Source organism: Chitinophaga sp. ARDCPP14 (assembly GCF_051362515.1).
Lineage (GTDB): Bacteria > Bacteroidota > Bacteroidia > Chitinophagales > Chitinophagaceae > Chitinophaga.
In genome coordinates, this window is record NZ_JBKIXB010000001.1 from 474,356 (window position 1) to 495,509 (window position 21,154).

At 46.6% G+C, this 21,154-nt stretch carries 17 protein-coding genes, 1 tRNA gene, 1 pseudogene and 1 riboswitch; of the genes and pseudogenes, 6 read left to right on the forward strand and 13 right to left on the reverse strand.

Translation table 11 applies throughout. From position 1 onward, the window contains the following. The first annotated feature begins 125 nt into the window (after positions 1–125). Positions 126–533: an OsmC family protein gene (locus ACLHR0_RS01845; RefSeq protein ID WP_370909736.1), complete on the forward strand. Its 408-nt coding sequence runs from the start codon at positions 126–128 to the stop codon at positions 531–533. A 252-nt stretch (positions 534–785) separates the two neighbouring features. Here the strand turns inward: ACLHR0_RS01845 and ACLHR0_RS01850 are convergent, their stop codons facing one another. Further along, complete coding sequence (locus ACLHR0_RS01850; protein WP_436484382.1) at positions 786–2,069, reverse strand: DUF2851 family protein; 1,284 nt, start codon at positions 2,067–2,069, stop codon at positions 786–788. Positions 2,070–2,196: 127 nt separating this feature from the next. Then, positions 2,197–2,316, forward strand: a riboswitch (SAM riboswitch). A 185-nt stretch (positions 2,317–2,501) separates the two neighbouring features. Between ACLHR0_RS01850 and ACLHR0_RS01855 the strand changes: the two genes are divergently transcribed. Beyond that, positions 2,502–3,680, forward strand: coding sequence for a trans-sulfuration enzyme family protein (locus tag ACLHR0_RS01855; protein WP_429045438.1), 1,179 nt, complete (start codon positions 2,502–2,504; stop codon positions 3,678–3,680). Between the two features lie 96 nt (positions 3,681–3,776). Further along, entirely contained in the window at positions 3,777–4,958 is a 1,182-nt protein-coding gene (locus ACLHR0_RS01860) for a homoserine dehydrogenase (RefSeq protein WP_429045436.1), read from the forward strand. Between the two features lie 62 nt (positions 4,959–5,020). Here ACLHR0_RS01860 and ACLHR0_RS01865 read toward each other — a convergent pair whose 3' ends face one another. The 4 genes and pseudogenes from ACLHR0_RS01865 to ACLHR0_RS01880 all read right to left on the reverse strand — a co-directional run bounded on the left by ACLHR0_RS01865 (position 5,021) and on the right by ACLHR0_RS01880 (position 7,877). Further along, positions 5,021–5,590 (reverse strand): Maf family protein, encoded by a 570-nt coding sequence (locus ACLHR0_RS01865; RefSeq protein ID WP_370909733.1) that lies wholly within the window; start codon positions 5,588–5,590, stop codon positions 5,021–5,023. Between the two features lie 2 nt (positions 5,591–5,592). Continuing rightward, a pseudogene (locus ACLHR0_RS01870) lies at positions 5,593–6,537 on the reverse strand (geranylgeranylglycerol-phosphate geranylgeranyltransferase); the annotation flags it as partial. Positions 6,538–6,547: 10 nt separating this feature from the next. Then, the gene (locus ACLHR0_RS01875) at positions 6,548–7,069 is read right to left on the reverse strand and encodes a KdsC family phosphatase (RefSeq protein ID WP_370909732.1); all 522 of its coding nucleotides are present in this window, start codon (positions 7,067–7,069) and stop codon (positions 6,548–6,550) included. 43 nt (positions 7,070–7,112) lie between these two features. Beyond that, on the reverse strand, positions 7,113–7,877 hold the full coding sequence (locus ACLHR0_RS01880; protein WP_436484383.1) for a Rossmann-like and DUF2520 domain-containing protein: 765 nt from the start codon (positions 7,875–7,877) through the stop codon (positions 7,113–7,115). A gap of 224 nt (positions 7,878–8,101) precedes the next feature. On the opposite strand from ACLHR0_RS01880, the gene topA reads away from it, so the two are divergent. Next, positions 8,102–10,450, forward strand: a complete 2,349-nt coding sequence (topA, locus tag ACLHR0_RS01885) for a type I DNA topoisomerase (protein ID WP_370909730.1) — start codon at positions 8,102–8,104, stop codon at positions 10,448–10,450. Between the two features lie 127 nt (positions 10,451–10,577). Continuing rightward, positions 10,578–11,450 carry a transglutaminase-like domain-containing protein gene (locus ACLHR0_RS01890; protein WP_370909729.1) on the forward strand — a complete coding sequence of 291 codons (873 nt, stop codon included), beginning with the start codon at positions 10,578–10,580 and terminating at the stop codon, positions 11,448–11,450. Between the two features lie 327 nt (positions 11,451–11,777). Here the strand turns inward: ACLHR0_RS01890 and ACLHR0_RS01895 are convergent, their stop codons facing one another. The 5 genes from ACLHR0_RS01895 to ACLHR0_RS01915 form a co-directional block, all read right to left on the reverse strand. After that, complete coding sequence (locus ACLHR0_RS01895; RefSeq protein WP_370909728.1) at positions 11,778–11,996, reverse strand: hypothetical protein; 219 nt, start codon at positions 11,994–11,996, stop codon at positions 11,778–11,780. Positions 11,997–12,085: 89 nt separating this feature from the next. Continuing rightward, positions 12,086–13,399 carry a ribosome biogenesis GTPase Der gene (gene der, locus ACLHR0_RS01900; RefSeq protein ID WP_429045428.1) on the reverse strand — a complete coding sequence of 438 codons (1,314 nt, stop codon included), beginning with the start codon at positions 13,397–13,399 and terminating at the stop codon, positions 12,086–12,088. Positions 13,400–13,457: 58 nt separating this feature from the next. Next, on the reverse strand, positions 13,458–14,327 hold the full coding sequence (gene era / locus ACLHR0_RS01905; protein ID WP_079468984.1) for a GTPase Era: 870 nt from the start codon (positions 14,325–14,327) through the stop codon (positions 13,458–13,460). A gap of 114 nt (positions 14,328–14,441) precedes the next feature. Continuing rightward, positions 14,442–14,513 (reverse strand) — tRNA-Met (locus ACLHR0_RS01910). A gap of 111 nt (positions 14,514–14,624) precedes the next feature. Beyond that, entirely contained in the window at positions 14,625–15,032 is a 408-nt protein-coding gene (locus tag ACLHR0_RS01915; RefSeq protein WP_436484384.1) for a single-stranded DNA-binding protein, read from the reverse strand. Positions 15,033–15,270: 238 nt separating this feature from the next. Here ACLHR0_RS01915 and ACLHR0_RS01920 point away from each other — a divergent pair, with 238 nt between their 5' ends. Further along, positions 15,271–17,646 (forward strand): TonB-dependent receptor, encoded by a 2,376-nt coding sequence (locus tag ACLHR0_RS01920; RefSeq protein ID WP_436484385.1) that lies wholly within the window; start codon positions 15,271–15,273, stop codon positions 17,644–17,646. A 238-nt stretch (positions 17,647–17,884) separates the two neighbouring features. On the opposite strand, the gene argH is transcribed toward ACLHR0_RS01920, so the two are convergent. From argH to argB, 3 genes are all read right to left on the reverse strand, one after another. Continuing rightward, the gene (gene argH / locus ACLHR0_RS01925) at positions 17,885–19,219 is read right to left on the reverse strand and encodes an argininosuccinate lyase (protein ID WP_429045423.1); all 1,335 of its coding nucleotides are present in this window, start codon (positions 19,217–19,219) and stop codon (positions 17,885–17,887) included. A 78-nt stretch (positions 19,220–19,297) separates the two neighbouring features. Beyond that, positions 19,298–20,362: a M20 family metallo-hydrolase gene (locus ACLHR0_RS01930; RefSeq protein ID WP_436484386.1), complete on the reverse strand. Its 1,065-nt coding sequence runs from the start codon at positions 20,360–20,362 to the stop codon at positions 19,298–19,300. Between the two features lie 3 nt (positions 20,363–20,365). Continuing rightward, positions 20,366–21,154, reverse strand: coding sequence for an acetylglutamate kinase (gene argB / locus ACLHR0_RS01935; protein WP_436484387.1), 789 nt, complete (start codon positions 21,152–21,154; stop codon positions 20,366–20,368).

Below are 21,154 nucleotides of genomic sequence, written 5' to 3' on the forward strand. Positions count from 1 at the left end.
ATTGTTATGTATATATTACAAACGTAGCTAATTTTTTTTTAGTTTACCAGGGCCTTCACTGCCAGGGAATACACTTATAATAAAAATACATTTAATTTTACGGATTGATCATTTAAAAAGATATCATGCAAACAGCATCTATTATCTATACCGGCGAACTTCGTACAACCGCCACCCACCTGCAATCAGGCACTGTTATCGAAACAGATGCCCCTGTTGATAACCGTGGTAAAGGAGAAAGATTTTCCCCGACCGACCTGGTGGCTACCGCCCTCGGTTCCTGCATGCTCAGCATCATGGGCATTAAGGCGCTGGATAATAACTGGGCTATTGAAGGCACCAAAGTAAGCGTTCAGAAAATAATGGGCTCAGATCCCCGCCGCATTACCGGCGTAACCATCGTATTCGACTTCCCCGCCGGCCATGGCTTCGGTGAAAAGGAAAGAACCATCCTGGAAAGAGCTGCCCTCACCTGCCCGGTGGCCAAGAGCGTGCACCCGGATATTGTGCAGGACGTAACCTTTAACTGGTAAAGCGGAGAATCGCCTTCGGCGATTGTAAATTGTCTTGGAGCAGGATTACGCTGATTATACTGATTGGCTTGATTTTTACTTTTAGATTTTAAAAAGATTAAAGGGAGATAGAAACGGATATACCCGCTTTTATCTCCCTTCATCTTTTTAAAATCCAAAAAAATCCAAAAAGTAAAAATCAAGCCAATCAGTATAATCAGCGTAATCCTGCTCCAAGACAATTTCCGCATCGCCGAAGGCGAGGCGCCCTCCTCACACCCCCGCGATGATCTTCGCTCCTATGGCGCAATGCAGGCACTTCTTCTCGTCGCAGTAGTGTTGCTTCAGCTGCAACAGGGCTTGCGATTCCATAGCGCTTTCCTGGGTTACGCCCAGCCGGCTCCAGCTGTTGGTGATGTGGTTCTTTTCCGGCGGCAGCTGTTGCAGGAAATGCAACGCTTTTTCCTGGTAATATTTCCCGTTCTTATCCTGTCCGTACAGGAACAGCAATGGCAATACCGTGTTGATCAGGATGCCCTGCACCGCCTGTTTTCCCGGCCGTTGTGTGCGGGCCACGGAGTGTCCGAAGCGGTAGTGCGTATGCCAGTACGCCGACGGCTGTACGAAGAACAGCTGTTCCAGCGCTGTTACGTCGGGGGCTTCCAGTATGCGGGAAAACAGGTGGGGAGATTGCTGCAAAAGCGCCGCAAAAGTGGCCAGCCGCATGGTAGGAAAGGCGGCAGGCCGCATCCGCAGCCAGTTCCATTGGTGAGCGGCCATAGGGCTTAGCCGGAACTTGTGTTGCAGGTGCCCGTAAACATCCTGTAACTGCAACGCATATCCGTCTGTTTGGGGCGCTTCCAGCATACCTGCCTGGCCAAACAGCAGGGCCTCCAGCTGAAGCAACAGGTGCCGGTACCGCATCAGCATTTTGTAGGGCAGCGACTGTGCCACCTGCAGGAATGGTAAGGTATTTACGGGCGTGCCATAACTTTGCGCTACCGCCCAGTAACACACCTCTTCCCAGTTGTAGCGATTATGCTGCAGCCAGGCCCGCAGGCTGCCGATCTTACGTTCCCAGCGCTCTGCCAGCAAGCGTTCCTTCCAGCTGAGCCAGATGAGGGGCGGCACCCGCGCAGCATGCGGGGCACAGGGAACAAAAGGCGACAACCGCCGAAGCTCCTCATACCGCTGCAGGAGCAACTTGGGAATATGCTGTTGCAATTCCAGGCAGGGCGCCTCGCCCATTCCTACGGCGGGCATATCGTGTACAAACACCACATGCAGGATAATTCGCCCGTATTGCGGATTATGCTGGTGCCCATGCCGGAACCAGTCGGATGTACGCAGGTGCAGCTCCACCTGGCCTACCCATAAAGTAGCCCCGATCCTGATTTTTGCGGCCGAAAAATCCGGCCCGCCATTGTGGTTGTGACTACCGGGAAACAAGACCTGTACTGATTCTCCGCCGGTAGTGGTTAGATGATCCTGCTTAAATAGCCGGAATGCCCAGATATGCTGGAACAGCTCTTCTGAGAGCAACGGGTTAACAAACATAAGAGATATGGTTGGGTACAAAATAATATCATCCAAAGGTAATAAAACATCGATTAATAAATAAAATTCAACTCCAATTTGGAAATCTGCTCAAAGTCATATTACCTTTGCGCCAGTTCTTACACATCACTTATCCAGAAAGGCGGAGGGACTTGGCCCTGCGATGCCTTAGCAACCTTTCCTGATTATTATGATCAGGAAAAAGGTGCTAATTCCTGCCCCGGTGCGAATCGGGGAAAGATAAGTTGGCAGAGATAATACTTCACAGAGATATATAACTTTCTAAAGGAGCTCTTCCAACAAACGGGAGAGCTTTTTTTATGCCCCTTCCCCACCCTTTTCATGGATTTGTTGTTGTTTAAGTTGATCTTTAATGATATCGTTGCAGTTGGCAATTGTGCACATTGAACATCATTAAAAATAATTTATAACATGAAAACAGCTACACAACTGATTCATAGCATCCCGGTAGACGAACTGACAGGCGCCATTTCTGTGCCTATCTATCAAACGTCCACCTTTGTGCAGGAATCACCCGGCATCAATAAAGGCTTTGAGTTTTCGCGGGCGAACAACCCCACGAGAAAAGTGCTGGAAGACCTTATCTGCAACCTGGAAGAAGGGTTTGCCGGATTTGCGTTTGCCAGCGGTATGTCGGCCATAGATGCGGTGCTGAAGCTGTTAAAGACCGGCGATGAGATCATGGCCGTGGAAGACACCTACGGTGGCATCTTCCAGATCTTTAATCACATGTTTGAACGCTTTGGCATCAAAGTGAATTTTGTAGATACCAGCAACCTCGATAAAGTACTGGCCGCCATCACGCCCAATACAAGGATCATCTGGCTGGAATCCCCTACCAATCCTACTTTGCGCGTATCTGATATTAAATCTATCAGCAAAATTGCTAAACAACATAACATCCTGCTGGCGGTAGACAATACCTTCAGCACACCATTACTGCAACAGCCGCTGACACTGGGCGCCGACCTCGTTATCCACAGCGCTTCCAAATACCTCGCAGGACACTGTGACGTAATTGCCGGCCTCGTAGTCGTAAACTCAAAAACACTGGCAGACCAGATCCGGTATAACCAGAATATTTCCGGCAGTATCCTCAGCCCGTTTGAAGCATGGCTCACCATACGCGGTATTGAAACATTATACCTGCGCCTGGAAAAACAATGCAGCAACGCCAACGCCATCGCCAATTGGCTGGCCACACATCCCGCTGTGGATAAAGTATTTTATCCCGGACTGGCTACTCATAAAAATCATCACATTGCCCGTAAACAACAAAAAAATTACGGCGCACTGGTAAGCTTTTCCCTGAAAAGCGACAATATCAAAAACGCTATACGTATCGTAAACGCCACCAAATTATTTAAGCTGGCAGAAAGCTTTGGCGGCGTGAAAAGCATGCTGGCCCATCCGGCCACCATGACGCATCGTACCATACCGGAAGAATTCCGGAGAAAAACAGGTCTGCAGGACTCCTGCATCCGTTTATCAGTAGGCATCGAAGATGCTGATGACCTGATCAACGACCTGAAACAGGCGCTGGATAAATTAAACCATCCGGCCGGCAAGCAAATTACTGTTTTACAATAGCCGTCAGCGGTTAGCACACCACTTTCAATGTTCAGAACCTGATCATCTCTGTGCAGCGAAAGACTGACCCCTACGGCGGAAAGCTCAAAAAAAAGTATGGAAAACAAGATCATCAATTTAGGCATTTTCGGATTTGGCGTCGTAGGACAAGGACTCTATGAAGTTTTGAACAGAACAAAAGGTATTAATGCACGGATCAAAAAAATCTGTATTAAAGACCCCAATAAATCAAGACCTATCGATAGCAGCTACTTTACGACAGATAAAAACGACATCCTCGAAGATCCTACCATTGACGTAGTAGTGGAACTGATCAACGACACCGAAGCAGCCTTCGAAATAGTAAGCAAAGCACTCCGCAACGGCAAAGCCGTAGTAAGCGCCAGCAAACGTATGATCGCTGAAAACCTGCCCGCACTATACCAGCTGCAGGCAGAAAACAAAGTGCCATTCCTGTATGAAGCGTCCAGCTGTGCGAGTATTCCCATTATCCGCAACCTGGAAGAATATTATGATAACGACCTGCTCAATGCTGTAGAAGGTATCTGTAACGGATCTACGAATTATATTCTTACCAAAATATTTGAAGAGAACCTCAGCTTTGCCACTGCCCTGCAACAGGCACAGGACCTGGGTTTCGCGGAAACAGATCCTACACTTGATATCGAAGGATATGATCCGAAATTTAAAATAGTGATCCTGCTGCTGCACGCATTCGGCACCTTTGTGAAACCGGAAGAAGTGTTCAATTTCGGGATCCATCACCTCAATGATTTTGATATACAATTTGCCAAACAAAGAAATTGTACCATCAAACTGATTGCGCAATGCCGCCGCCAGAACGGTCACGTATTTGCGTATGTGCTGCCACACCTGATCAGGGAACACAACCTGCTTTATGATGTGTATAACGAATACAATGGTATCCTGCTGGAAAGCGCATTCACCGATAAACAATTTTTTGTAGGCAAAGGCGCAGGCGGTACGGCTACCGGCAGCGCGGTATTATCCGATATCTCTGCCCTGTTATACAACTACCGCTACGAATACAAAAAGATCAAACAAAACAATCAGCCCAACTTTACCAACGACGTAAACCTGAAAGTATACCTGCGCTACAAAACACCGGACCAGGTGGACCTGGCAGAGTTCTTCAATATCTCTGAGAAATATGAATCTACTGAATGGCGCTATGTGGTAGGTACTATTAACTTACAAAAACTGAGAGAAGCCGGCTGGCTGAAAAATAAAGATGTGAATATTCTCGTATTGGAATAAAGATAGTAATAAGCAAAAACCAATCATGAAAACGGCGCAGTTCCCTGCGCCGTTCCTCTTGCTTAAAAATTTTCCAGTTCTTCCACTACCCTGCTCACCGGTAGCCCCATTACATTATAGAAGCAACCGTTTATACTGTCTATGCCCACAGCGCCGATCCATTCCTGGATCGCATAAGCCCCGGCTTTATCAAAAGGTTTATACTTATCCACATAATAAGTGATCTGCCCGGTGGTTAACGGCTTGAAATGCACGGCCGTTGTTTTGGAAAAAGCGACTTCTTTTTCTCCCTGTTGAATAATAACGCCGGTGACTACACGATGTTCACGCCCGCTGAGGCGCGACAAAATATCAATGGCATCTTCACGGTCCTTTGGCTTGCCGATAATGTTGTTATCCAGTACCACCACTGTGTCTGCAGCGATAATGATATCGCTGGCCTCACACAGGTGCTGCACAGCGGCCGCTTTCTGCCGGGCAATATGAACCGGGATATCGGGTATGGCCAGCCCGGGAGGAAAAGTTTCTGCGGTTTCTACCACCTTCACCTGGAAAGGGATTCCGGCCTGCTCCAGCAGCTGCTTTCTGCGTGGCGACTGGGAAGCCAGGATAACGGGCGCGCGGTTATACATCTCTATAAATAAAGTTTAAAAAATATCATTGATAAAATACCGGTGAGCATAATTACCTTCACCAGGGAACTCACCTTGTGATAGTGTTCCGGCAGGCTTGCTTTTTTTAATCTCAGGTAGATATAGGCGCAGGGCACCTGCACAAACAGGAACAAATAGCCGATGGCAATATACCAGCCAAGTATCCACACCCGGATTTCCACCAGGAGGATAATAATGATCAATGCCAGCAACAGCGCATTGCAAAAGCGTTTGGCCGCCAGCACTCCCCAGGCAATGGGCAGGGTGCGGCACCCGTCTTTGCTGTCGCCCATCATATCTTCCAGGTCCTTCACAATTTCCCTGACCATAGAAATGAGGAATGCAAATAACGCATACACCCCGATGATCTGGATCAGCTTCCGTCCGGTGGGCGACAAGATGGCTTCAAAGCTATGATAGATCTGTTTTTCGTAAAAACCTACCACCACTACTGCCAGGGCAGTTAGTAATGAAATGACCACATTCCCGATGAGTACCTGTCTTTTAAAAGAAGTGGAGTAAAACCAGAGCAGCAGGGAACAGATTACCTGGGTGAAGCCGAGGTAAAACTGCTCTGTTTTCCAGGCTACCAGGAAACCCAGCGACACGCCGGCCAGGTTAAGCATGGTGTGCCAGGCCATAGCCCAGCGGCGGCTGATAATTTTGTCCAGCACCATTTTATCGGGCTTGTTGACAATATCTATGTTAATATCAAAATAGTCGTTGATGATATAACCCGCAGCTGCTACCAATATAGTAGACAGGCTTAATAAAATAAATTGAGGAACCGGCAGTGACGGCTCTTCGCCGGAGCTGCGTAAAACCGGCTCTACTACGCAATATTGCAGTAAAAACTGGGTTAGGCCAATATATATCAGGTTTGGGTACCTGATCAGTTTAAAAAATGCAGCCCAGAGCTTCATAGTTTTTCTTTTATTATTTCGATGCTATTCCTTCATCCATTAACCAATGTCCATTCAGTTTCAATACTTTTTCCATGACTTCCCTCACGCAACCGTGGCCTCCGGGCAATGGGGACACATACCTGGAAATACTTTTTATTTCGGCTGCCGCATCTGCGGGGCAGGTGGGCAAAGCCACCAGTTGCATAGGCAGATAATCCGGGATATCATCTCCCATATATAATATCTCTTCCCAGCGAAGATCATTTTCAAAAACATAATCCTGCAGCTTCTCCTGCTTATCATGTATGCCGGTGAAAATATCTTTTATACCGAGTCCCTGTAACCTGCTCACCACACTTTCTGATTTTCCCCCGGAGATGATCACCACACGATAACCTTTTTTTACCGCCAGTTGTAAAGCATAACCATCCTTGATGTTCATCCTGCGGGACATTTCACCTCCCGGCAGCAATTGCAGGGTGCCATCGGTGAGTACACCATCTACGTCCAGCACAAAGGTGGTGATAGATTTAAATAAAGCCAATACGTTCATGGGGCCAAAAATAGCCAATTACGCATTAAGAATCGCTTATTCTCTATTTATTATGGAACTGGTAAATGGCGTCAGACATCACCTGGTAAACCAGTTGCAGATAGGGGTCACCGGCCAGCAATTCGCGGTGGAGGCTCATGGTGGTTTCGTCCTGGCGCAGCGCCGGACCGGTTTGTACCGACTCTGGTGCAAACTTCTCCAGCCGGTCGAAAGTTTCCTTTATAATAGGTTGTAACAGGTTAAAGTCCAGCTGTTCTTTTTCACAATAGGCTTTTGCCTGTGCGATCAGGTGATTGGTAAAATTATTACATAATACCGCCGTGAGGTGATATTTCAGCCGTTGTTCCGAGGAAGTAATGGTAACGCTGCCGGAAATACTCTGGGCGAGAGATTGCAGTCGCCGGAGCACCTCGTCGTTGCTGGCCTCCAGCATCACCGGGATGGGCGGATAGCTCTTCACTTCCTTGCGGATCGACTGTAACGGGTATACAACCCCCGTATTAGACGATATCCGGGAGATCGCCGCCAGGGGTACAGCCCCTGCGGTATGCGCCACCATACGCTTCCCTAAGCGAAGCTGGTCGTTCAGTTCGGGGATGGCTGCATCACTTACCGCGAGCAGGTATACGTCTGCGTCCATATTTATATCCTGCAGATCGTCTGTATAATTTGCGTGGAGCATCTCTCCCAGTTCCCTGGCGTGTTCCTTGTTCCGGCTCACCACCTGTTTTACCTGGTGCCCATGAATTTTTAAGAGGTGTCCGAAACAATGCGCAACATTGCCAGTGCCAACGATAACTACATCCATTATAATTAATTTTAAAATAACAAACCGCCGGTATCCGTCTGATTCGTGCTTTCTAATATACGGGTTTTAGCGGGTCCCCGTTTTTTTCATTACATTACAACGTATTTTAACGTTTAAGAGTGCCTTATTTTTTAATTTGATGGTACTTTTATATTATTGCGGAATTCATTGCAGTAATTATTTTATAGAATTTGCGTATTTAGCAGCACAATAAAGAAGCATACATGGCAAAAAATTTAGTTATAGTTGAGTCCCCGGCGAAAGCCAAGACCATAGAAAAAATATTGGGCAAAGACTTCGAAGTCAGGTCCTGCTTCGGTCACATACGTGACCTGGAGAAGGATGACATGGGGATAGACATTGAAAATAACTTCAAGCCTAAGTATGTGATCCCGGAAGATAAGGAAAAGGTGGTGAAAGAGCTGAAGAAGATGGCGAAGGATACCGATGAGGTATGGCTGGCAACGGATGAGGACCGTGAGGGGGAGGCCATTTCCTGGCATCTGTGTGAGGTGTTGAACCTGGACCCAAAGACGACCAAACGTATCGTTTTCCATGAAATCACCAAGCCTGCTATTGAGGCTGCGGTACAACATCCGCGTCACCTGGATATGGACCGTGTAAATGCACAGCAGGCCCGCCGTATCCTGGATCGCATCGTAGGTTTTGAAATTTCCCCGGTACTGTGGCGCAAAATGAGCATGCGCAACTCCCTGTCGGCCGGACGCGTACAATCCGTAGCGGTACGGCTGATTGTAGAAAGGGAAAGAGAGATCAATACCTTTAATTCGGTGAGTACCTTCAAAGTGGAAGCTTATTTCACCGGCAAGGATATTAATGGTAAGAACATTTCCTTCAAGGCAGATGGTCCCGGTAAGTTCAAAACCGCGGAAGATGCGGAGAAATTCCTGGAACAATGTGTTGGAGCGGCTTATACCGTAAAAGACATACAGGTTAAACCAGGTAAGAAATCACCTGCAGCGCCTTTTACCACTTCCACCCTGCAGCAGGAAGCCAGCCGCAAATTAGGCTACAGCGTTTCCAAAACCATGTTGCTGGCTCAGAAGCTGTATGAAAGCGGTAATATCACCTATATGCGTACCGACTCCGTAAACCTGTCGGATACCGCTATCGGTGAAATTGAAAAAGCGATCAAAACCAGTTTCGGTGATAAATACCATCAGCACCGGAAATTTAAAAATAAGAATGAGTCCGCACAGGAAGCGCATGAGGCCATCCGTCCTACCTACATGGAAAACACCACGGTAGATGACAGCGATACCCGCAAACTGTACGAACTGATCTGGAAACGTACTATCGCCAGCCAGATGGCAGATGCGGAACTGGAAAAAACCACCGCCAAGATCGATATCTCTACCAACCACGAAGAGCTGAGCGCCAGCGGGGAAGTATTGAAATTCGACGGCTTCCTGAAAGTATATATGGAGAGCCATGACGATGAGGATGAAACAGAAGAAGAACAGGAAGGCTCTTTACCGCCACTGGCAGTAAAACAGTCGCTGGATCTGAAAGAGATGAAAGCCACTGAAAGATTCTCCCGCCCGGCTCCCCGTTATACGGAAGCCAGCCTGGTAAAGAAACTGGAAGAACTGGGCATTGGCCGTCCGTCTACCTATGCACCTACCATTACCACTATCCAGAAGCGTAACTATGTAGAAAAAAGGGATAAAGAAGGAATAAAAAGAGATTTCCGTATCCTGAGCCTCAAGGACGATAAGATCACTAAACAAACCGATGCGGAAAATACCGGTGCAGAAAAATCAAAATTATTCCCGACCGATCTGGGAATGATTGTGACCGACTTCCTGAACCAGTATTTTAATAATGTAATGGACTACGGTTTTACCGCCAAGATTGAAGGGGAGTTTGATGAAATTGCCAGCGGTAAGAAGGTATGGAACACGATGATCAGCGAATTTTATTCTCCTTTCCACAAAGATGTGGAAAACACCCTGGAAAATGCAGAGCGTGTAAAAGGAGAACGTCCGCTTGGCACCGATGCCGCTACCGGTAAACCCATTGTAGCCCGCATGGGCCGTTATGGCCCGATGATCCAGATAGGCAGTGTGGAAGATGAGGAAAAGCCGCGCTTTGCCAAATTGAAATCTACCCAGAGCATTGAAACCATCACCATGGATGAAGCCATGGAATTGTTTAAATTGCCGCGTAACCTGGGTCAGTTCGAGGACTCCGAGGTTATTGTAAACATTGGCCGTTTTGGTCCGTATGCACAGCACGATAAGAAGTTTTATTCCCTGAAAAAGGAAATGGACCCTTATACGGTGGAACTGGATGAAGTAGCGCCGCTGATTGCGGAGAAACGCACCGCCAAAGACGAACGGACTATCAAGATATTTGAAAAGGAGAAAATTCAGATCCTGAAGGGCCCATATGGTCCTTATATTAAGCAAGGCCTGAAGAACTATAAGATACCGAAGGAGAAAATAGATAACGCAGCTGATCTGACAGTGGAAGATGCCAAAGCGATCATTGAAGACGTTAAAGCAAATCCACCTAAGAAAAAGGCGCCTCCCAGAAAGAAAAAAGCTTAACGCTGTGGTAAGAATATGCTGAAAAATGGGGCAATGATAATAACTGCAGTGTGAATGGTATGCTTATTATTTAATTTGCCGACAGGATCACATTATTTAATGATTACCACATGATCATAATAATGGTATGAACGAAAACAGAGAAATAAACGCTTTGTTCCACCTGTTGGATGATCCGGATCTGGAGGTATTTGATACGGTTGCCAGTAAAATATTACTGTACGGTAAAGATATCATTCCGAACCTGGAGAATTTGTGGGAGAATACAATTGACGAGGCTATTCAGGAAAGGATAGAACTGCTCATTCACCGGGTACATTACCAGGATTTGCAGGCGGCGTTGCGTGTATGGGGGCTTTCAGAAAGACAGGACCTGATGCAGGGCGCCATACTGGCGGCCCGGTACCAGTTTCCCGATCTCATGGATGCGCAGATCATTGCGGAAATAGACCGGATCAAACGTAATATATGGCTGGAACTCAATAATTATCTTACACCGCTGGAACAGATCAATGTGCTGAACAGCATGATCTATAACTACTTTGGCCTTAAAGGAGAAGAAGTTTCTTACCAGCGTAAAAATCAGTTTTTTATTAACCAGGTGGTAGAATCCAAAAAAGGTAACCCTGTTACCAATGGAATCATTTACCAGAGCCTGTGCACAATGCTGGATTTACCGGTGTATGCAGTGAATATTCCCCGGCAGTTTATCCTGGCGTATTTCGACAGCTACATCGATTTTTCCACCCCGATAGAACCTGATGACCACCGGATCCTGTTCTTTATAGATCCCATACAGGGCCAGATATATACCCAGCAGGATGTAGACACTTATCTGAAAAGGGTTTCTGTGCCACCGGTGCCTTCTTACTTCAAACCACAATCCAACAAACGCATTATACAATTCTTACTGGAAGAATTATCCAAATGCTTCCGCGACGACAAAGACGCCTACAAACAGGATGAACTGATCAACCTGGCGAGTATACTCGAGGATTAGCGCGCGCCTTCGGCGCTTTTAAATTGTCTTGGCTCAGGATTACGCTGATTATACTGATTTGTTTGATTTTTACTTTTTTGATTTTTCATAGATTTTATAAATGATTAAGAGAGATAAAAGCGAATATATCCGCTTATATCTCTCTTAATCATTTATAAAAATCCAAAAAAACAAAATCAAACAAATCAGTATAATCAGCGTAATCCTGAGCCAAGACAATTTCCGCAGCGCCGAAGGCGCGAAGGCCCACACACGAAAAAGCCCACCGCACAAGCGATGGGCTTCTTAATTTCTTGCAAGAAAAGATATTATTGTTATAATAATCTCTTACTTAGCTGGAGTTGCAGCAGCAGCAGAATCAACAGGAGCAGTTACAGCAGCAGAATCAACGTGAGCAGCAGAATCAACTGGAGCAGTTGCTACTGGAGCAGCGTTCATAGTGTCTACTGGTGCAGTTGCAGCAGAATCAGCAGCAGGAGTGCTACCACCGTTACAAGCAACGAAGAACATGCCAGCGGCAACAGCGAATACGAATAATTTTTTCATTTTTTAGGTTGTTTTATTTTTAAAACCGCCGCAAAGGTATGCAAAATTTATAAAATACAAAATCTGCGGCCTGCTTTTTCGGTAAGTATTTATTTTTTTCTGAAGAAGATCTTCAACGGAACGCCTGTAAAGTTGAATTTCGTGCGGATCTGGTTCTCCAGGTAGTTACGGTATGGTGTTTTCACATCATCCGGGAGATTACAGAAAAACGCAAATGCAGGTGTATGCGTAGGGATCTGCGTTACGTACTTGATACGGATAGGAATACCTCTTACCACCGGTGGATGATACGCTTCAATAGCTTTCAGCAGTACATCGTTTAACACGGAAGTCTGGATACGGCGTTTACGGTTTTCGTATACGTCCAGGGCTGTTTCAATCGCCTTGAAAATACGTTGCTTTTCAGTTACGGAAGTGAAGATGATGGGCACATCGGAGAATGGCGCCAGTCGCTCTTTCAGTGTTTTTTCATAATCCCTGGCGGTGTTGGTACCTTTTTCCACGAGGTCCCATTTGTTCACCAGTACTACTACGCCTTTACCTTTGCGGGCAGCGAGACTGAAAATGCTGAGATCCTGTGCAGTGATACCTTTTTCGGCATCCAGCAGCAGCATTACCACATCAGATTCATCTACGGCCTTGATGGCGCGGATCACGGAATAAAATTCCAGGTCTTCATGCACTTTTGTTTTACGACGGATACCAGCGGTATCTATCAGCATGAAATCTTTCTGGAACATATTATAGCGGGTGTGAATGGTATCGCGGGTAGTGCCGGCAATTTCGGAAACGATATTACGCTCTACGCCTACCAATGCATTCAGCAGGGATGATTTCCCTACGTTAGGCTGACCAATGATCGCTATTTTAGGAATATCTGTGTCCAGTCTGGCGTCTTCCATTTCCGGGGTAATAAAGCTTACCACATCATCCAGCAATTCGCCGGTACCGCTACCGGTCATGGACGAAAGGAAGTGGATATGTTCGAAGCCCATACTGTAGAATTCAGTGGCTTCCAGCTGACGCTGACTGTTATCTACTTTATTTACTACGAGGAAAACCGGTTTGGAGGTGCGACGCAGAATGTTTGCCACGTCTGCATCCAGGTCGGTAATACCGGTGGTTACATCACACATGAAGATGATTACATTGGCCTCTTCCATAGCCACTTTTGCCTGCTTGCGAATCTCCCGCTCAAATACATCATCACTGTTGGTTACAAATCCGCCAGTATCGATTACGTTGAAGGTTTTGCCGTTCCAGTCGGCAATACCGTATTGACGATCGCGGGTTACACCGCTTTGGTCATCCACGATGGCCTTCCGTTGTTCCAGTAAACGATTGAACAACGTTGACTTGCCTACGTTGGGGCGACCCACTATAGCTGCTGTAAATCCTGCCATTTTTTTATTATATTTTGTCGTACTAACCTGGATAATACATCCAGGAATTTTGCAATGATTAATATCCGTATTCCTTCAGGAAAGTGTCGTTGTCGCGCCATTTGCCGCGTACTTTCACAAACAGTTCCAGGAATACTTTCCGCTCAATAAATTTCTCTATCTCCTGCCGGGCTAATGTTCCCAGCTCGCGGATGGATTTACCCTTTTCACCGAGGATAATTCCTTTCTGGGTGTCGCGGGTGACGATGATTTCAGCGGTGATCTTTGTCAGTGTTTCCTTTTCCTGGAATTGTGTAACAATTACCGTGGTGTGATAAGGAATCTCTTCTTCAAACAACTGAAATACTTTTTCACGGATCATTTCTGCCACTAAAAAACGTGTAGACTTATCCGTTAGTGTATCATCCGGATAGAACGGGTTGCCATCAGGTAACAGCTTTATAATTTCAGCCAGCAACTCTTTAATACCTTTCTTCTGCATTGCAGACACCGGTACTACCGCTGCTGCTTTGCCCCAGGCTTTGGCGCGTTCTACCAGAACTTCCATATCCTCTTTGAGGATATTATCCATTTTATTAAGGATGAGAACGATCGGCACTTTCAGTTTCAGTGAATCAAATAATTCCAGGTTTTCTTCCATAGAATCTTTCGAATCCATGATCAGCAAAGCCACATCGGCATCCTCGAGGGCGGATTTAACCGCACCCATCATTTTCTCATGCAGCTTGTATTTGGGATCAATGATACCCGGCGTGTCAGAAAAAACGATCTGATACGCGGGGTCCGTTAATACGCCTGTAATACGGTGCCGCGTGGTTTGCACTTTGGGGGAAATAATAGCCAGCTTCTCGCCGATAATGGCGTTCAGCAAGGTGCTTTTTCCCGCATTGGGCTTACCAAAAATATTTACAAAACCTGCCTTATGCATGATGACATTTAAAACCTGGTGATGTTGCTTTCACAACTCAAACTTACCGAAATAAAAAAAGCCGAATTTCTTCGGCTCTTAATCTTTTTTATGGACGCTGACGTACCTATTTTGTAGCGAGGAGCGGATTCGAACCACTGACCTTCGGGTTATGAGCCCGACGAGCTACCTCTGCTCTACCTCGCAATGAGGGTGCAAAGATACAAATATTTCAATCCGCTCCAAATCTTTTTTAAAAGAAAAACAAAAAGCCAACCGTAACTGGTTGGCTTTCATATTGGAATGCTTCATACATTGTTAAAATGGAAGATCGTCAGCCGGCTGCTCCTGAACGGGCTCTGCCTCGGGTACGGTCATCTCGGCGACCGGCATTTTCCGCTTTTCCTCGTCCTTACGGCCGAGTAACTGCAGTGAAAACACCCGGAGCCGGATGGCCCCGCATAACGCACCGGTAGCTGTACTTACATAGGCCTCCAGTTTTGGAGCGCCTTCTACATACACCATTACACCCTGCGTTAAATAAGGAGCTACATTGGCCTTGTCCCAGAGCGAGCAATCCACCCAGGTGGTTCTTTCTTCCAGTATGCCCTGCGCGTTTTTAAAACGCTCATTTACCGCTACCGGAAAATTGAAAACAGTGGCGCCGTTGACTTCTTTTTTCACTACATCGCGGCCAAGATGCCCGATAAACTGAAGTTTGATCATCAGAAATAAAGATTTAAATGATTAAAAATTTATAAAAGATGACTGAGAGAAGTATCCCCGAAAATTACGCATTTTTCCTTCTCCCAAAAAATAATTTCTGATTTATTATAGATACAAGTATACCTTTGCATTAACACAATACATGGGGTGCCTTACTTTCAGGCTGAGATCACACCCAATGAACCTGGACCAGGTAATGCTGGTTAGGAATGAACTAACAGAAAACAGGATATTTAAAATGAAACAGCTAATGTTATTAGTGCTGCTATCTGTAGCAGGCACTTTACATGCACAATCCCTGGTTACCGGTACCGTTACCAGTAAAGCCAGCGGCCAGCCACTGGAGGGTGTTACCATCTCCATCAACCAAACCGGCGCTGTTACCGACAGCAGAGGCCACTACAGTATTCATCTTCCTAAAAAAGGAAGTTATCCCTTAACCGCCAGCTACATTGGCTTCAAAACATTTACCACTACCATTACAGCGAATAACACTACACAGCTGGCAGACATTTCGCTGGAAACAACAGCACTGTTTGTAAAACCGGTAGAGATCAGCAGTTTACGCGCCGGTAAAAATTCGCCTTTCGTAAACACCACTTTAACCGCGGCAGACCTTAAGAAAGAAAACCTTGGCCAGGACCTGCCCATACTGCTGGATCAGCAACCAGGCGTAGTTACTAACTCAGACGCAGGTACCGGTATCGGCTACACGGGCATGCGCGTGCGCGGTTCCGATATCACCCGCATCAACGTTACGGTAAATGGTATCCCGGTAAACGATGCGGAATCGCAGGGAACATTTTTTGTGAATATGCCCGACTTTGCGTCCTCTGTGAGCAGCATTCAGCTGCAACGCGGCGTAGGCACCTCTACCAACGGCGCCGCTGCTTTTGGCGCCACGCTGAACCTCAGCACCAACGAATTCAATGAAAAAGCATACGGCGAAATCAGCAACAGCTACGGTTCTTTCAATAGCTGGAAACATACGGTGAAAGCAGGTTCCGGCCTCATCAACGATCACTTCACCATCGACGCACGCCTTTCCAAAATTTCATCAGACGGGTATATCGATCGCGCTACTTCAGACCTGCGCTCTTTCTATACTTCCGCCGCCTACGTTTCTGCCAAAACAGCCATCCGACTGAACGTCTTCTCCGGGAAAGAAAAAACATACCAGGCATGGAACGGCGTACCACAGGCACTTCTGGAAACAGACCGCACCTACAATTCTGCAGGCACCGATAAACCAGGCACCCCGTACGATAATGAAACGGATAACTACCAACAGGATCATTACCAGCTATTCCTGAACCAGGAAGTAAATTCACATCTCAACTTCAACGTGGCCTTCCACCTCACCCGCGGACGCGGCTACTACGAACAGTACAAAGCTCAACAACCTTTCTCTGAATACGGCCTGCAAGGACCAGTGATCAACGGCAAACAGGTTGATACCACTGATCTCGTTCGCCAGCTGTGGCTGGACAACTACTTCTATGGCTCGGTATTTTCGGTAAACCGCACCGGTGACAAGTTCAACTGGAGCCTCGGCGGCGGCTGGAACCGCTATACCGGCGACCACTACGGCAAAATCATCTGGGCACAAACAGGCATCGATAAAGACCATGAATATTATAATTATCCTGCTGCTAAAAACGATTTCAATATCTACTGGAAAGGAGAATATAAACTCACTTCTGCCCTCAGCATTTTCGCAGATATGCAATACCGCAACATCATGTACAATATGGATGGCTTTGAAGCCGCACCCGCATACATTGCACATGTGAACTATAATTTCTTTAATCCGAAAGCAGGTATCTCCTATAACATCAACCCTACCAACCGTATATTCGCTTCTGTGGCTATTGCACACAAAGAGCCCAACCGCGTAGACTTTGAAAATAACTTTGGTACAGCAACACCCAAACCGGAAGTGCTCCGTGACGTGGAAGCCGGTTATTCATGGAACAACAACATCGCTGCCATCCAGGCCAACGTGTATTACATGAACTACAAAAACCAACTGGTGCAAACCGGTATGCTCAATGATGTGGGTGCATACATCCGTACCAACATTCCTAAAAGCTACCGCATGGGTATTGAAGTAAATGGAAATGTAAAACTGGGCAGTATCGTGAGTGTGGCCGCCAATGCAGCTTTGAGCCAAAACAAAGTACTGGACTATCATGCCGTTACTTACGATGCCGACTACGCATCACATACCCAGGTGTTCAACAAAACAGATATCTCCTTCTCCCCTTCTTTTGTAGGTGGGTTAACCTTAACCGTGAAACCGGTTAAAAACCTGAACATCGATGTGCTGGGTAAATATGCAAGCCGTCAGTATATGGATAACACCTCCAATGTAGCCGGCAGCCTGGATGCTTACTTTGTAAACAACCTGCGTATCAACTACGTAGTGCCGCAACCGTTATTCCGTGAACTTGGGCTGCAATTCATGCTGAACAATATCTTCAACGTGAAGTATGAACCTAACGGAAGTACCTACAGCAGCTATGATCAGGCTAGTAACCGTGTGGTGTACGACAATTATTATTACCCGATGGCGGGGATTAACTTCTTTGCCGGAGTGACGATAGGATTCTAAAGCATAGGCGGTTGATCAAAGCGGATTTTGTCTTGGCTCAGGATTACGCTGATTTTACTGATTAGCTGGATTTTTACTTTTGGATTTTTTTTTGATTTTTTAGATTTTCTTAAATAATAATTAAGGGAGATAAGAGCGAATATCCGCTTCTATCTCCCTTAATCCTTTATAAAATCCAAAAGTAAAAATCCAGCTAATCAGTAAAATCAGCGTAATCCTGAGCCAAGACAAAATCCGCTCAGCTATTCAGTAATTTCTCCAACGCTTTATCTACCGATTCAAAAGGGAAACTTTTTATCACTGCATCCATTTGTGCGGCAATTTGCTGTGTACCTAAATTACCGATGCTGCCTGCGTGGGTATGTTTTACTTCTTTATCAGGGGAGAAGGTGCCGTTTTCAATGTCCATGCCTACTTTTTTATAAGCTTCGCGGAACGGAGTACCTTGCAGCACCAGGTTGTTTACCACTTCCACGCTGAAGAGATACTGGTACTTATCATCGTCCAGTATGTTTTCCTTTATGCGCACATTTTCCAGCATCAGGCGGCTCATGCGGATACAGTCTTTCAACGTTTGGAAGGCGGGGAATAAATTCTCTTTCAGCAGCTGCAAATCGCGGTGATAGCCGGAAGGCAGGTTGGTGATCATCATAGCAATTTCGTTCGGCAATGCCTGGAGCTTATTACCATGAGAGCGGATCAGTTCCCATACATCCGGGTTCTTTTTATGCGGCATGATGCTGGAGCCGGTGGTGAGTTCATCCGGGAAGCTAATGAAGCCGAAGTTCTGGTTCATGAACAAACAGGCATCCATGGCCATTTTAGCAATGGTGGCGGCAATGCCGGCCAGTGCAAAAGCCACTATTTTTTCCGTTTTACCGCGTCCCATCTGTGCGTATACCACGTTGTAGTTGAGCGAATCAAAACCCAGCAAGGCAGTGGTAAGCTCACGGTCGAGGGGGAAGGAAGATCCGTAACCCGCGGCGGAGCCGAGCGGGTTTTTATTCACTACTTTATAAGCGCCCTGCAACATAGTGAGGTCGTCTACCAGGCTTTCCGCATAAGCGCCAAACCATAATCCGAAAGAAGAGGGCATGGCAATTTGCAGATGGGTGTAACCTGGTATCAGGTGTGCTTTGTATTCCTCACTTTTTTGCTGTAACAGGTGGAACAACGCAAGTACTTCTTCTGTCATGGTTTGCAGCTCATGACGCAGGAACAGCTTCAGATCTACCAAAACCTGGTCGTTGCGGGAACGGCCGCTGTGGATCTTTTTGCCTACTTCCCCCAACCGGCGGGTCAGCAACAGTTCTACCTGTGAGTGGATATCTTCCACTCCTTCTTCCAGTTTAAAATCACCGGACTGAATTTCCTGGTAGATGTTTTTGAGTTCCTGTTTTAATATAGTGAGTTCTTCTGCTTCCAGCAATCCTATACTTTGCAGCATGGTGATATGTGCCATAGAACCCAGCACATCAAACGGCGCCAGGAAGGCGTCCATTTCACGGTCTTTTCCTACGGTGAATGTTTCCACCGCCGCTAAGGAGGCTTTATCTTTTTGCCACAATTTCATAATACTATAGTTTTTCCACGCTGTGTTGGAGCATGAAATTAAAAATCATATTTACCAAAGATACGCTGCCCTTCCATACTACTGGATCATTTCAAGTAACTGGATATAACTCTGTATACCCTCTTTGATTTCATGCAGGTGAATATATTCATCTGCGGTGTGTGAACGGGCGGAATCGCCGGGACCCATTTTCACAGAGGTAGCCGGGATCAGCGCCTGGTCAGAGGTAGTAGGCGATCCATAGCAGGTTTTGCCCACGCTTATGCCTGCCTGTACAAACGGATGATCCATTGGAATAAAGGAAGGCCGCATTCTCATGGACCGTGGCTTTACTTCGCAGGATACATTGGCCCGGATGATTTCCAGCAGCTCCTCGAGTGTATATTGATCGTTGGCCCGTACATCCACTACAAAGGAGCAGTCGGCCGGTACTACGTTATGTGCTTTATTGGAAGTGTTGATCACTGTAGCGCTCATCTTCACCGGGCCCAGTGTTTCCGATACTTTCGGGAACCGGAAATCTTTGAACCAGTTAAGATCAGACAATGCTTTATACAGTGCATTCTCACCTTCTTCCCTTGCAGCGTGTCCTGCTTTGCCATAGCTGGTACAATCCAGTACCATCAGGCCTTTTTCCGCGATGGCCAGTTGTGTTAAAGTAGGTTCTCCCACAATAGCAAACTCGATAGCGGGCAGTTTTGGCAGGATACTTTCTATCCCGTTGGGGCCGCTGATTTCTTCTTCTGCGGTAGCCGTGAGGATGATGTTATAGCCCAGGTCACTACGATGATAAAAATGCAGGAACGTTGCGATCAGGCTCACCAGGCAACCGCCGGCATCATTACTACCGAGTCCGTAGAGCTTTCCGTCTTCCACATCCGGACTAAAAGGATCGCGGGTATATTGCGGATTGGGTTTTACGGTATCATGATGGGAATTCAGGAGTATATTACGTTTGGAGGGATCGTAATGTTTGTTGAGGGCCCAGATATTATTGAGATGCCGCTCATGCGGAATATCCATTGCCGTCAGGAATTCACTGATCAGTTGCGCGGTACCGTCTTCTTCGCGGCTTAATGAAGGGGTGGCGATCATCTGTTTGAGCAGGGCCACCGCCACATCATATAGTTTTTCGTTCCACATAGGTTAGCATATTAGAGTGCCTGCCACTTTCGGGGTTGTATTGCTCAGAACATCGTCTGCATGCCCTATCAGCACTTCTTTTACACCATTGTCAATTGCCCCGAAAGCGTTTTGCAGTTTAGGCAATATCCCTTCTGTCAGTATTTTTTCTTCCAGCAGTTGCTGGTAAATTTCTTTGTTGATAAGATTTATAACGGATTCATCATCTGCAGGATCACGCAATACGCCTTTCTTTTCAAAGCAGTAGATCAGCCGCACGCTGTAGTGCTGCGATAAAGCAATGGCCAGGGAAGAAGCGATGGTATCTGCATTGGTATTCAGGATCTGGCCTTTACCATCGTGCGTAAGCGGGGCAAACACCGGTGTGATGCCTGTATCCAGTAATGCTTTCAGCGGACCGGTGTGCAAGATATCCGTGCGTACATCTCCTACAAATCCGTAGTCGATTTCCTTTACGGGTCTTTTTACAGCGGGGATGATGTTGGCGTCTGCACCGGTTAAACCGATGGCATTGCAGCCATTAGCCTGCAGTTTGGCTACCAGCTGTTTGTTTACTAAACCGCCGTATACCATTGTCACCACGTCGATGGTGTCTGCATCTGTGATCCGCCTGCCGTCTACATACTTCGATTCGATACCCAGCTTATCACCGATACGGGTAGCGATTTTGCCGCCGCCGTGTATCAGGATTTTCTTACCGGGAATTGCTGCAAACTTCTCCACGAAGGTTTGCAGCAATGCCGGGTTATCGATTACGTTTCCGCCTACTTTGATAATGAATAAGTCGATCAT